Origin of the sequence: Pseudomonas sp. TKO26, from assembly GCF_003225665.1 — a bacterium.
In the GTDB taxonomy this organism is placed as follows: Bacteria; Pseudomonadota; Gammaproteobacteria; order Pseudomonadales; family Pseudomonadaceae; genus Aquipseudomonas; species Aquipseudomonas saponiphila.
Genome location: NZ_QKLN01000004.1, coordinates 132,223 through 144,319 on the forward strand (window position 1 = coordinate 132,223; position 12,097 = coordinate 144,319).

12 protein-coding genes, 1 tRNA gene and 2 pseudogenes are annotated in these 12,097 nt (G+C 60.0%); 6 read left to right on the top strand and 9 right to left on the bottom strand.

All coding sequences use genetic code 11. The features are described from left to right. Positions 1-352: 352 nt before the first annotated feature. Complete coding sequence (locus DNK59_RS07710; RefSeq protein WP_110722814.1) at positions 353-850, bottom strand: ATP-binding protein; 498 nt, start codon at positions 848-850, stop codon at positions 353-355. 356 nt (positions 851-1,206) lie between these two features. On the opposite strand from DNK59_RS07710, the gene DNK59_RS07715 reads away from it, so the two are divergent. Further along, positions 1,207-1,470, top strand: a complete 264-nt coding sequence (locus DNK59_RS07715; RefSeq protein ID WP_092314151.1) for a DUF1652 domain-containing protein — start codon at positions 1,207-1,209, stop codon at positions 1,468-1,470. Between the two features lie 235 nt (positions 1,471-1,705). Then, entirely contained in the window at positions 1,706-1,924 is a 219-nt protein-coding gene (locus DNK59_RS07720; RefSeq protein ID WP_092314153.1) for a hypothetical protein, read from the top strand. A 53-nt stretch (positions 1,925-1,977) separates the two neighbouring features. On the opposite strand, the gene DNK59_RS31590 is transcribed toward DNK59_RS07720, so the two are convergent. Then, positions 1,978-2,259, bottom strand: a complete 282-nt coding sequence (locus DNK59_RS31590) for a hypothetical protein (RefSeq protein WP_146249890.1) — start codon at positions 2,257-2,259, stop codon at positions 1,978-1,980. 28 nt (positions 2,260-2,287) lie between these two features. On the opposite strand from DNK59_RS31590, the gene DNK59_RS07725 reads away from it, so the two are divergent. From DNK59_RS07725 to DNK59_RS31900, 4 genes and pseudogenes are all read left to right on the top strand, one after another. After that, a tRNA-Leu gene (locus DNK59_RS07725) sits at positions 2,288-2,374 on the top strand. Positions 2,375-2,521: 147 nt separating this feature from the next. After that, positions 2,522-3,166 (top strand): annotated as a pseudogene (locus tag DNK59_RS07730) (RHS repeat protein); the annotation flags it as partial. A 105-nt stretch (positions 3,167-3,271) separates the two neighbouring features. Next, positions 3,272-3,628 (top strand): hypothetical protein, encoded by a 357-nt coding sequence (locus tag DNK59_RS07735; protein ID WP_110722815.1) that lies wholly within the window; start codon positions 3,272-3,274, stop codon positions 3,626-3,628. A 431-nt stretch (positions 3,629-4,059) separates the two neighbouring features. Next, the gene (locus DNK59_RS31900) at positions 4,060-4,260 is read left to right on the top strand and encodes a hypothetical protein (RefSeq protein WP_177431211.1); all 201 of its coding nucleotides are present in this window, start codon (positions 4,060-4,062) and stop codon (positions 4,258-4,260) included. 114 nt (positions 4,261-4,374) lie between these two features. Here the strand turns inward: DNK59_RS31900 and DNK59_RS07750 are convergent, their stop codons facing one another. The 7 genes and pseudogenes from DNK59_RS07750 to DNK59_RS07780 all read right to left on the bottom strand — a co-directional run bounded on the left by DNK59_RS07750 (position 4,375) and on the right by DNK59_RS07780 (position 11,960). Continuing rightward, positions 4,375-4,941: a TetR/AcrR family transcriptional regulator gene (locus DNK59_RS07750; protein ID WP_092314160.1), complete on the bottom strand. Its 567-nt coding sequence runs from the start codon at positions 4,939-4,941 to the stop codon at positions 4,375-4,377. A gap of 469 nt (positions 4,942-5,410) precedes the next feature. Continuing rightward, positions 5,411-5,805 (bottom strand): annotated as a pseudogene (locus tag DNK59_RS07755) (hypothetical protein); the annotation flags it as partial. 31 nt (positions 5,806-5,836) lie between these two features. After that, the gene (locus DNK59_RS07760) at positions 5,837-6,859 is read right to left on the bottom strand and encodes an XdhC family protein (RefSeq protein WP_110722817.1); all 1,023 of its coding nucleotides are present in this window, start codon (positions 6,857-6,859) and stop codon (positions 5,837-5,839) included. An 11-nt stretch (positions 6,860-6,870) separates the two neighbouring features. After that, positions 6,871-8,223, bottom strand: coding sequence for a cytochrome c (locus tag DNK59_RS07765; protein WP_110722818.1), 1,353 nt, complete (start codon positions 8,221-8,223; stop codon positions 6,871-6,873). Between the two features lie 17 nt (positions 8,224-8,240). After that, complete coding sequence (locus DNK59_RS07770; RefSeq protein ID WP_110722819.1) at positions 8,241-10,484, bottom strand: xanthine dehydrogenase family protein molybdopterin-binding subunit; 2,244 nt, start codon at positions 10,482-10,484, stop codon at positions 8,241-8,243. Further along, positions 10,481-10,939, bottom strand: coding sequence for a (2Fe-2S)-binding protein (locus DNK59_RS07775; protein WP_092314167.1), 459 nt, complete (start codon positions 10,937-10,939; stop codon positions 10,481-10,483). Before DNK59_RS07775 ends, DNK59_RS07770 begins: the two co-directional genes overlap by 4 nt. 88 nt (positions 10,940-11,027) lie before the next feature. Further along, positions 11,028-11,960 (bottom strand): AraC family transcriptional regulator, encoded by a 933-nt coding sequence (locus DNK59_RS07780; RefSeq protein ID WP_110722820.1) that lies wholly within the window; start codon positions 11,958-11,960, stop codon positions 11,028-11,030. Positions 11,961-12,097: the final 137 nt, after the last annotated feature.

Consider the following 12,097-nt stretch of genomic DNA (forward strand, 5'->3'; position numbering starts at 1 on the left):
GCGCACTTTTGTTTAAGCCTGGTGACGCTTGCGCGGAGCAGCTTCAATCCAGGAAAAACCATTGGAAAACCGCTCTTCAAAAAGCCATAGACTCAAAAAAAGTGTGGATATTTAATGACTTAGGTGATTATATTTGCGTTTTTTTTCTAAAAATATCTTGTTACAGAATGTACTGTTCCGTTACTATAGCCCTGCGTTCACCTACCACGGTTTATGCATTTTTAGTCCCAAGTGTCCATCAGCTACTTGGGCTTTTTTTTGCCTGAAATTTGATTTCGCCGCCCATCGCCACGGCATATCTTTCTTTGCCGGACTGACAGTCGGACTCCTTGCGGAGCCCGTTGGTCGAGCATCAGGCAACCGGGTGAACGACGATATGCAGTCCTTCATCCGCCCGCGGAGGCACGAAGTAACTGCAGATCAACGCGAACTGCTCCTCGCTGGTGCTGAAGGGGTGGTCGCCCCGGTCATTGCGCTCACGCAGCCGGGTGCGGCAGATGTCTTCGTCCACATCCAGAAAATGCAGCCGATGAGCGACGCCGGCCCGATCCGCCAGGGCCCGCAACCCACTGCGCTGGGCGAGGGTATTGGCCGGAAAATCCAGTACGACACCGGTTCCTGCCTGGAGCATGGCGATCACCAGCGGCTCCAGCACGTCTTTCAGGCGCTGGGCATGCTGCAGATAATCCGCGAGCGAGTGGATCTGGCCTGGATACAGCTGCGCCAGCCACTGGTCTTCACTGATCAATACGCTGCCGCAAGCCTGTGCCAGATGACTGGCCAAGGTGGATTTGCCCGAGGCGATCTTGCCGCATAACAGGTGCAGCGTTGCGGGGGACGACGGGTTCATGTTGTGTCTCCTGTGGGGCTTGCCTCAGAAGAGCGGTCATGAACCCGCCTTCGAGGCGGGTTGGTTACGGTTTGGATAGCCGCTAGCCCACCTGGCTGATGCAGGTGGTAATAATCGCGGTGCGCAGTTGCCAAAGATTCAGGCTCATGGGCTGAAACTTACACAGTGGAGGGCCGAAAACCTAGAAAATCTTCGTGCAAATCCAGCGCTGATCGAGAACTCGGTTGCAGGTGGCAACAGCGTCGAGGAACTGTGAGGCAGTTATCGTTTCTTGTGTATTTTTCGACACACAAGCTCAGATGCTGGCCTATCCTCATCGGGAAAAATCCACTCAATCTCACACAGGCGAGACAGCCATGCTCTCCACCAGCGAGCTTTGCCACATACTGGAGTCCGGCTTTCTCCCGCTTTCCTGCACCTGCAGCCTGGCTGCCAATGGTGCCCTGACCATCAAGATCTACGATGCCGAAACGGGACGAGTGGAGCTGTTGCTGCCCGGGGTTTCCACCGCCGAACTCACCAGCGTGCGAGACATTTCCAATCTGATCGGCGAGTTGCGCACCGAACTGCGGGCCGGGCGCAGGGCCTTTGCCGGTGCTTTTACCCATCATGCCGGCTGAATTCATGCCGTCAGTGATTGCTGACAGTTGAACATGTTATTGCGAACGCTTAGCGTTATGCCGTTCGCCCGGTATCTATGACTCTTTACCGGTTCATGGATGGCGAGGTCATGTGTACTGGGCGAACTCCATCGGCAATCGGCGTGTTTGATCGGTGCGCAGGTCTTAGTTCCTCCCCTCATTTGTTAGCCATCGCAGGCACCAGTGGATTGATTCGATATCAAGGATGACTCTCATGAACATCGGCAATACTCGTCCTGGCAATTACACCTACGCCCAACTGTCCAAAGTGCTGGAACTCAATCGTGGCGTTGCGCAAATCAAGGGCTCCGAAGTCCGCGATACATCAGTCGTAAAGCAAGCATTTTCGACGCAGCTGGAGCACGAGCAGGCCGCAGCCAAGGACGAAGCGCTCAAACTCAAGTTATCGCTGAATTTTTCCGCCGAGGCCTGATACCTGATTGCCCAGATCCGTCCCGCGCTTTCAACAACACAGCGACGCGGGCTTCAAGTGTGTCTGGCGCTTGAAGATAAGTCGTTAAAAATCAGTTGGTTAGCTAATTCTGCCATGTTAGTCTTGGCGCCGCCGAGGCAGGTACCGAACTGCAAGACGGCATCCTCGCTGGCAAGTGAACGGATGCTGTAGATCCCTGATTTAGCGTGTTTTTTCACTGGATTCAGTGAGCGCAGAAGACGGTTTTTTTGCAGGTTTCGTTCTTGCTTCACCTGGGCTGGATGTATATATTCCACTCCCTGCTTCAAGCACTGGCCGGGCTGATGCCCATTCATGGCTCCAGTGTCGCGTGATCGCGCTACCGCCCGAATGGCGAAACTGGTAGACGCATGGGACTTAAAATCCCCCGCTCGTAAGGGCGTGCCGGTTCGATTCCGGCTTCGGGCACCATGAATATCAAGGGCTTGCATGACATACCTCATGCAAGCCCTTTGTTCTTTTTTCCGCAATCAAAAAATCTTTTCCGCAATTCGTGACCGTTAGTTACCTCGTGGGGGTGACCTTCATGCCCTTTCGCATACGGATGTACTGTTCTGTCAACTGACCGACATCAACGACAGTCGTCGCGGCTCGCTCGCCTATCGCTACGATTCCGTCGGCCGACTGCTCAGCGCCGTGACGCGTCAAGGCGCTGAAACGTTCGCCTTCGACCCGGCCGGTAACCTGCTGGATGACAAGGCTGCCGAAATCCGTCGTCCACTGGATCTGACGCCACCGCGCAGCAAGCTGGTCGACAACCTGCTGCGCGAATACGCCGGCACCCACTACGACTACGACGAACGCGGTAATCAGATCCAGCGCTGGCACAACGGTCAGCGTAGCGATATGCGTTGGGAGCTGTTTGATCGACTTGTCCATTTCGAAGATCCGCGCCTGAGCGTGGACTTCGCTTACGACGCACTGGGACGCCGCCTGCACAAAAAAAACCGCGCGCACTACAAACCGCGCCCGGAAGCCGCTTCCCTCTGGAACAGAAACGAACACGCCCGCAAACAGCGCGAACTGGGCTGCGGTTTTACGCTTTACGGTTGGGATGGCGACAATCTTGCGTGGGAAAGCAGTCTGGCGCAGGGCGATGGCGAGCCGGGACGCACGGTGCATTAGGTCTTTGCACGGGGCACTTTTGTCACTGTTGCACAGGCTGTACGGCATGCGCCGATCAATCTGATGGAGCAACCGGATTGATGATTCAAAACTGAAAGCATGGGCAAATACCCGTGGAGCAGAATCCAATCACGCCCTGACTGACGGTGTGTTGAAATCAATAAGCCGCAAAGGGGGGAAGTAATGACTGAAAAACTAAAATGCGTTGATCTTCTTCAGGGCTTTTTAGACAGGGTTTATGGACTGGCGTCGAGAGAACAGGACAGTGTATTAAGTAGAAACTGTGGTCATTACGATTATGCGGGTGGCAAATTCTTTGTATATATTACGGTTTTTCCCGAGGAAGTTGAGCTTGTTTTTGAAGGTGAGCAAGTAGAGGGCGGAAGTTTTGTTGTAAGTCTGGATATATGTACTCCTGAAGGGAAAATCTTGAAGGGCAAGGTGATGTCTGCAAAAGGCGGTTGTGACGAAATCAGGAAAGCTTTGGAGCGTTCAGATGCCTCAGTACTTGCAGAATTTTTGAGGTTTCTCAACGTATGAAGTCAATGCATGCTTGGTTCCAATAATTGGGACGGATTTATTTTTGCAATGAGTTATGAATGCAAGCTGGTGTCCGACGACACCACTTCAGCCAGCAAAGTAATGAAGAAAGTAGAGGGCAGTGGCACATGCGTTCGCGTGCAACAGCCTGGTGACCTCTACCTGAAAGATAAGTCGATCAGATGCGCACATCAGTCAGGCGTTCATAGTAAAAGATACAAAAAGTGAGCGTGTTGATGTTGAAGTAATAACTGGCAAAGCTTTTGTGGAGTAGCAAAGTGTTCAATACCTATCTGAATAATAAAGATTATTACCTCGAATTGGGGTGGAGTTTTTATGGTTGTTTTTAATTGACGATTCAGGTGGGTAAAGTTGCTGCTGAAGTATTTAAAGCACCTTATTAAAATACTTTTTCAAATGTTATGCAGTTTATGGAAGGCAATCAAATTCTCTCCGCAAAAAATGAAGTAAATGGACAGATCCTTAGAGTTGTGTTGGATGAGGATGTTCATGAACTTTGTTCATGTCGCGACAAGGAGGCAGAGATGTTCTACAACGCAAAACGCCGTCATGGTTTCAACAATCAGCTGTCACCAGTAGAGTTTGAAAAGCGTTACGTAGTCGCCAGCTGACTGAAAGCCAAGAGCTTCACCGGAACAGCGCTGACGGCAGCTCCTTTGGTTGGCGTGTCCAGCCATTCAGCCCCGTCAGCCGAGAGGCCACGGGGCTTTTTTGCACGATGAAGATTACCGAGGACCGGCTGGATTGGCAGCGCCATGCAGAAACATCTGTTCCACGATATTGGCCGAGTTGGCACTGGCGGCACGCCCACGGCGTTCGGCATCGACCATGGCGAAGATCATGGTCAGGAACAGCTCGGTGAAGACCGCAGCAGTGATATCGATACGGAACGCGCCCAGTTGCTGGCCGCGCAGAAAGAATGCATCGAGGGCGTCGAGATAGAACTGCCAACGTTTGCCTTCATCGGAGTCCGTGAACGTGTCAGGGCGATACTGAAAGAGCAGGAAAACCAACATTTCACGATGCGCCAGATGCTCATTGACCAAACTACGCAACGCCTGCGCAGGGTCGTCGTGCATCAGATCAGTCGTGCTGGTGATCTGGCTCAGCACCGTCTCACCGTGGCTTTTCATAATCAGCACCAGGTTGTCACGGGTACCGCAAAAGCGATGCAGCGTAGCCTTGCTCACGCCAGCCGCCTCAGCCAGTTCCTTGAGCGTCGCCCTAGGGCGATCAACGATGGCCAGGGCCAGCGCCTTGATGAGTCGTTCGTCTTGGGGAGTCAGGGACATCAGTCGTTCTCGAAGCGAATTTCAATGCGAGTGATTGTGCAGGAAAAGCTCATTACTGCAACCTTAGATGCCCTTGGGCATGACTTTGGCTCAAATGAGTCATTGCCTGTTCAGGTTCTTGCTCGAGATTTTTGAGCATTCGATGGTGAGCTTTGCGCTTCAGTACAAGCTGATGAGCCTGCTAGTGCACATCATCCACGAGGCGTGTCTAAGTTGATTGGCATTTGCAACGGGTAGCAATCGGCTAGAGGCGGCTACTGGCGATAGTTCGATATCGGACGTCAAGGCGTATGCGGATTGGGCTGATGGCGACCATTGAAAGGCTGGTTACACTCTTCAAGCTCGGCGGCACGATGGCGATGCTGGCAGGGCTTCCCATGGTTCTGTTTGGTGATAGATGGGCATCGCCATTCTCTGGCTAAGTGCTGCGTTCAACTTAAGCGTGCATCAAATCCCACTCCGCGAATCACTACCTGGATAACGACAACGGTACGCCCCAGACGGGATCCTCCATGCCTTGCCTGCCCAGCGGCGTGATCTGCATGGGTTGTGGAGCCTGGACAGCAGTTGCCGGTGCTTCTCGCTCAGGCTGCGCTGCTCAATGAGATTCTGGGTAAAGCTCATGGGCGCCGGCCAGGTGTAGATGGTCAGGTTGTCGAGCGGACACTCGATCTTCTGCGGATCGACCGCCCGGCACTTCGAATGCTGGTACTTGTAGCCAGGGGGCTTCAGGTGCATGCGCGGGGCCAGCAGCAATTGCCCGCCTTGAAGGGTGAAGCTGGCGCGCGCCTTGTCCACCGGCATGCGCGCCTGAACCTTGATCGCGGGAGCGTCGCGCGAGTCGGTTTGTTGGTAATAGCCGGCCGGGGGCCGACGTTGTCGCGGGGCGCGGGGGCTAGGACGAACAGGCTACAGATTCAATGGCGTGTTTGGCCTGGGCGACGCTGAAGGCGCCCGGCAAACTGACGCCGTTCTTGGCGGCAAGGATCTCGGCTATCACGCTGACGGCGATTTCCGCAGGTGTCTTGCTGCCAATGTAGAGGCCGATGGGTCCGTGCAGGCGCTCGAGTGAGGCTGGGGTTTCAGCAAAATGCTCGATCAGGCGTTCGCGGCGCAGTTGGCTGTTGCGCCGCGAGCCGATGGCGCCGATGTAGAACGCCGGGCTGTGGAGGGCTTCGAGGAGGGCCAGATCATCGAGTTTGGGGTCATGGCTCAAGGCGACGATGCAGGTTCGGAGGTCGACGGCAAAGTCGCGGACCACGTCATCGGGCATGCCGATGATGCGCTCCACGCCCTGTACCGCCCAGGTTTCGATGTATTCCGGACGAGGGTCGCAAACCGCGACCCTGAAGCCGTTGAACAAGGCCATGGTGGCCAGATACTCGGCCAGCGCGCCGGCGCCGATCATCAGCAGCCGATACGCCGGCCCCAGGGTATTGAACATCTGCCGGCCATCGAAACTGAACTGCTCGGGTGTCGCAGTGGCGGTCAGCGTCACCTCATTGCTGGCCAGAGTCAGGCCCCGGCGTATCAGGCGTCCGCTGTCGAGCGCAGCGAGCAGTTCATCCAGCGCTGGCCCCGACGGGTTGAATTCGAGAACCAGCTGCAGGGTGCCGCCGCAGGGCAAGCCGAAGCGATGGGCGTCGTCGGCGCTGACGCCATACTGCACCACCTCAGGCACGCCATCCTTGAGCCCGGCGCCGCCATGGGCGGTGCTATAGCGATGGATCAAGTCGTCCTCGATGCAGCCGCCGGACACGCTGCCGACCACCCGCCCATCCCCACGCAAGGCCATCATCGACCCCACCGGGCGCGGTGAAGAGCCCCAGGTGCGTGCCACCGTGACCAGCAGCACCGGTTCGGCGGCGGCGCGCCAGTCCCGTGCGGTGCGCAGGACTTGCAAGTCAATGCTTTCCATTCGCCTCTCCTCTAGCGCATGTGCAGGATGATCGGGCTGCTGCTGGCCGGATCGGTGTGCTGACGCAACTGGCTCACTGCCTGGGCCTGGACGGCGCTGCCGTGATTGCCCCAGGCGCCGCGCACGAAGGTCAGGACCTCGGCGATCTGCTGATCCGACAACTGTTCGCGCAAGGCCGGCATGCGATAGGCGTCCGGCACTCCCGCGGCCACGACACGCTGCGAGCCGTTCAGGGAGATGTTGATCGCCGAGGCACTTTCCCTGGCCAGGGCAGAGGTAGCCCCCGCCAGCGGCGGTATCCATTCGCCTTGCCCCTTGCCGTCCGGGCCGTGGCACGAGGCGCAGTGCGTCATGTAGGTGTGGGCGCCAGGCGCGTCCAGCGCCGTCGCGCTCGACAGCGCTTGATACTGCCAGGGCGTGCCGTCTCGCTGGCCATCCCCAGGCAGCGACTTGAGGTAACGGGCAATGGCCATCAGGTCCTGGTCGGTCATGAACTGGGTGGAGTTGTTGAACGCTTCGGTCATCGAGCCATAGACCACAGCGTGCTCGTTGCGGCCGGTCTTGAGGAACTGCACGATCTGCGCTTCGCTCCAGCGGCCCAGGCCGGTGTTGTGGTCGGCACGCAGGCTTGGCGCATACCAGCCATCGAGCAAGGCGCCGGCGAGGAACGGCGCTGCGGACTCATCCAGCGCCTTCTCGTTGAACGCCAGGCCGCGGGGCGTATGGCAGCTGCCGCAGTGTCCGGGGCCCTGAACCAGGTAAGCGCCGCGGTTCCACAGATCATCCTGCGTCGGTTTGGCCGCGTAGGGCTCGGCGTCGACAAACACAGCGTTCCACAGGGCAATCGGCCAGCGCAGGTTCAGCGGCCAGGGAATGGCGCTGGGGATGTTCGCCTGCCTGACCGGCGCCACGCCTTTCATGAAGAACGCGTACAGCGCCCGCACGTCGTCGTCACTGAGCTTGGCGTAGGACGGATAGGGCATCGCCGGGTACAAACGGCGGGCGCCGGGAGCCACGCCATGGCGCAGCGCCCGGTCGAAGTCCGCCAGGCTGTAGTGGCCGATGCCGCTTTCGGTGTCCGGCGTGATATTGGTCGCATGGATCGCGCCCAGCGGTGTGGCCATTTCCAGGCCCCCGGCGAACGGCGCGCCGCCCGGCACGCTGTGGCACGCCACGCAATCGCTGAGCCTGGCGACGTATTCGCCGCGGGCGACCAGCGCCGGGTCGATCTCGGCCGCCTTGATCGGGTGGCTGGCAAGCGCCGAGGCGGGCTCGCGAGTGACGTACCAGGCCAGCAGGCCGGCGACGACCAGGCATGACGCTGTCAGCCAGCCAGCGGTTCTTGCGAATCGGTGGTTATTCATGGACGCTCCGGCGCTCATCAGGTGAAGGTGTGTCGGCTCATGGGCAGGCTGCGGACCCGCTGTCCGGTCAGCGCCGCCACCGCGTTCGCGACGGCCGGTGCGACCGCGGGCAACGGCGGTTCACCGATACCGCCCATTTTTTCTCCGCTCTCGACGACTCGCACGTGCACCCGCGCCATCCGCGCAGGCGGCAGGATCGGATACAAGTCGTAGTTGCGAGCCCGAGGCTTGCCATCGACCCACACCGATTCCTCCACCAGGGTCTGCGACAACCCCAGCGCCACGGCGCCGTTGACTTGAGCCTCGACAATTGCCGGATTGACGATGCTGCCGGGGTCGATCGCCTGCCAGATGTCGTGCACCTTGACCTGCCCGTTTTCGATGGAGACTTCGGCAATCACCGCAGTCTGGGTGCCGAACGGCGACGCCATGGCCACGCCTCGCGCCCGTCGGGTGCCGTCTTCGGCGGTAAAGGGCCCGCGCTTCCAGCCTCCCGACAGTTCACCCACCGCCTGCAGCAGGGTGGTCAGGCGCTGGTTGTCCCGCAGCAAGTGCAGGCGCAGTTCGAACGGGTCCTTGCCACCCTTGTCGGCCAGCTCGTCAAGGAAGGATTCGTAGAAGAAGTCGTTGAGGGAATTACCCACCGAACGCCAGTAGCCCAACATGGCCGGGCCCTTGACGTAGATCTGCGCGATACGCTTGTGGGGAATCGCGTAGGACTTGCCCGACAAGCCTTCCAGCGCCGTGGGGTCGAGCTTTTCACCCTGGCGGCCGGCGAGGGCCTCGGTCGGCCCCTCGGTGGCACTGATCGCTTCGATTGCCAGGGGCCAGCCGTCGTTATCCAGGGCGGCGCGGAAATTCACCGCGGCCACCGGACGCAGCACGTCACGCAGGAACTCTTCCTCCCGGCTCCAGATCAGTTTTACCGGGCGGCCAACCGCCTTGGACAACTCGATCGCCTGGGGATAGGGATTGGCTGAGTCGTAGAGGAAATGCCGCCCGAAGAATCCCCCCAGCAATGGCGAATGCAAGGTGATGCGCGATGGATCCAGCCCAGTGCGCTTGGCGATGTCCGCCAGGAACATGTCCGGCGCCTGGTTCGGCAGCCAGACCTCCAGCGAGCCGTCGGGGTTGAATCTGGCCAGCGCCGATGGCGGTTCCAGCTGCCCGTGGTTCAGGTATTGGTTGTGGTAGGCAGCGTCGATCCGGGTCTTGGCGCCGGCCAGAATCGATGCCACGTCGCCCTGGTTTTCGTCGTCCCTGGCCGGGCCCTTTTCATGGGCAAGGCGCTGGATCCAGCCGTCGCTGGAAAAGTCCTTGGGCATCGGCCGCACCTTGCTGTCGGCCGATGGCTCCAGCCAGTCGACCTGAATCGCCTCCACCGCTCGTTTGGCGTGCCACCAGCGTTCGGCGACCACCGCCACGGCGCCTGGCAGGCGATGCACCGAGTGCACGCCTTTCATCGCCTTGACTTGATCTTCGTTGCGCAGGCCGCCCACGGTCATGCCCAGGCGGGGGGCATGTTGAACGGCAGCATGCAGCATGCCGTCGACCTGCAGATCGATGCTGTAAAGCGCCTTGCCCGTGGACTTGTCGTAGGCATCGACGCGCTTGACCGGCTTGCCGATCCAGCGGAACCGGCTCGGGTCGCGCAGTGGCACGGAGGCCGGATCGGGAACCGGCAGATCCATCGCCCGCTCGGCCAGTTCACCGTAGGTCAGCGCGCGGCCCGACGCGGCATGCAGCACTTTGCCAGGCTCGGTGCTCAACTCGCTCACCGCCACCCCCAGCTGCAATGCCCCCGCCTGCAGCAGCATGGCGCGGGCCAGGGCACCGAGGCGGCGCATGACCGGGTAACTCATGCGCACCGACATGCTGCCGCCGGTGATGCGCAGGCCGTTGTCCATGACCACATAGGCCTCGCCGGGTGGCGCGGCCTCCACCAGGAAGGTCGCCGGGTCGGCGTCCAGTTCCTCACCGACGATCTGGGCCATCGCGGTGAAGGTGCCCTGGCCGCCTTCCATGAACGGGCACAGCAGGCGCACGCGGTTATCCGGGCGGATTTCCAGAAACGCCGGGACCTGGGTGCCACGCGCGGCAGTCGTCGCCGCTTGCACCCGTGGCGAACCCAGCGGCAGGCCGAACCCTAGCACCAGCGCGCCGACGGCGGTGCCGGTCAAAAAGCGCCGGCGCGACAGATTGACCGGATCGTTCAGGGCCAGCGCCGAGGCGTCGAGGGAAGGATCGATTGCAGGCTTCATGACAGGTTCCTCTTGCCGGCCAGCTCATGCAGGGCGGCATGAATGGCGTTGTAGGTACCGCAACGGCACAGATTGACCATCGCCGCGCGGATCTGCGCGTCGCTCGGCTCGGGGTTCTGCTTGAGCAGCGCCGTGGCCGCCATCACCTGTCCGGACTGGCAGTAGCCGCACTGGGCGACCTGCAGGTCGACCCAGGTGGCGACCACCCGCTTGCCCACGGCATCGGCTTCGATGGCTTCGATGGTGGTGACCTCCCGGCCGACCACTCCGGCCACTGGCGTCACGCACGAACGCACCACATTGCCGTCCACCAGCACGGAGCAGGCGCCGCACTGCGCCAGCCCGCAACCGTACTTGGTGCCGGTCATGCCCAGATCATCGCGGATCACCCAGAGCAAGGGCGTATCGGCGTCGGCATCGACCTGATAGGTCTTCTGGTTGATTTTCAGTTCCATGGCTCACCCGCTTGATCATCGGTTGAAGGGCATTGTTGTCGGGGCTGACACGCAGCGAGGCGCATCAGCGGTAAAACCGGTGCTTGGCTCAATGTGCCGCGTTGTCGAGCGCTTGTGCCGCGACGGGCTGGCCTCGCAGCAGCCCGATGTCACGACTGGGCGCGGTGCCGAACAGGCGGCCATATTCGCGGCTGAACTGCGAGGGACTTTCATAGCCGACGGCGAACGCCGCTCGCGAAACGTCCAGGCGCTCCATCAACATTAGCCGACGGGCCTCGTTCAGCCGCAGCCACTTCTGGTAACGCAGCGGACTCATGCCGGTGAGCTGACGGAAATGATGGTGAAAGGTCGGGGCGCTCATCTGTACCCGCGCCGCCAGCTCTTCGATGCGTAGCGCCGTGGTGTAGTTGACCTTGAGCCAGTCGATGGCTTTGCCAATGCGGTAGCCCTGGCCATCGACGGCGGTGATCTGCCGCAGTCGTGATCCCTGATCGGTATTGAGCAGCCGATAGTGGATCTCCCGCAGAATCAGCGGCGCCAGCACCGGGATCGCCTCGGGTTCATCGAGCAAGGCCAGCAGGCGATCGAGGGCACCCTCCAGGGGCGGCGACATCAGGCCAATGCCCACACCAGCCGCCTTGGCGGGCGGGCGGTTTGCCGGCAAACCACCCTGGGTGATGAGCTCGGCGAGCAGGCTGACATCCAGCTTCAGCACCAGCCCGACGCAGGGTTGCCGGGGGCTGGCTAAAAGCACTTCGGAGTTGGCCGGCAGGTCCAGTGAGGTGAGCAGAAATCGCGATGGGTCGTAGCGGTAGCCCTCGCCACCGACCCACAAACGCTTTTCCCCACGTCCCACCAGCACCAGGCTCGGCTCGATCATGCACACGGCAGGGGGCGCCGGTTGGTCGCGACGAAACAGCGACAGGCCGGGGATGGCGGTGGCGAAGTCTCCGGGCGCATTCACCCGCGGGTCGATGTTCAACGCCAGGGGCGATTCGTGGCGCGGGGCGGTCTGGATCATGTCGGCTGGCTCCTGTTGAGCGAACTCTAATCCGCTCATCAGAGGTTTCCTATCCAGCTGCCTGCAACCTCATAGGATTAGGCAAGCATTCAAGCGTAATGCACTAGGGCAGGGGCGGATCGACCGGGAAAAATATG

Coding starts and splice junctions, on each gene's coding strand:
- DNK59_RS07780 (WP_110722820.1), bottom strand. CDS start 11,960: ATGATCCAGACCGCCCCGCGCCACGAATCGCCCCTGGCGTTGAACATC.
- DNK59_RS07760 (WP_110722817.1), bottom strand. CDS start 6,859: ATGGAAAGCATTGACTTGCAAGTCCTGCGCACCGCACGGGACTGGCGC.
- DNK59_RS07770 (WP_110722819.1), bottom strand. CDS start 10,484: ATGAAGCCTGCAATCGATCCTTCCCTCGACGCCTCGGCGCTGGCCCTG.
- DNK59_RS31590 (WP_146249890.1), bottom strand. CDS start 2,259: ATGAATGGGCATCAGCCCGGCCAGTGCTTGAAGCAGGGAGTGGAATAT.
- DNK59_RS07735 (WP_110722815.1), top strand. CDS start 3,272: ATGACTGAAAAACTAAAATGCGTTGATCTTCTTCAGGGCTTTTTAGAC.
- DNK59_RS07715 (WP_092314151.1), top strand. CDS start 1,207: ATGCTCTCCACCAGCGAGCTTTGCCACATACTGGAGTCCGGCTTTCTC.
- DNK59_RS07710 (WP_110722814.1), bottom strand. CDS start 850: ATGAACCCGTCGTCCCCCGCAACGCTGCACCTGTTATGCGGCAAGATC.
- DNK59_RS07720 (WP_092314153.1), top strand. CDS start 1,706: ATGAACATCGGCAATACTCGTCCTGGCAATTACACCTACGCCCAACTG.
- DNK59_RS07750 (WP_092314160.1), bottom strand. CDS start 4,941: ATGTCCCTGACTCCCCAAGACGAACGACTCATCAAGGCGCTGGCCCTG.
- DNK59_RS07775 (WP_092314167.1), bottom strand. CDS start 10,939: ATGGAACTGAAAATCAACCAGAAGACCTATCAGGTCGATGCCGACGCC.
- DNK59_RS07765 (WP_110722818.1), bottom strand. CDS start 8,223: ATGAATAACCACCGATTCGCAAGAACCGCTGGCTGGCTGACAGCGTCA.
- DNK59_RS31900 (WP_177431211.1), top strand. CDS start 4,060: ATGGAAGGCAATCAAATTCTCTCCGCAAAAAATGAAGTAAATGGACAG.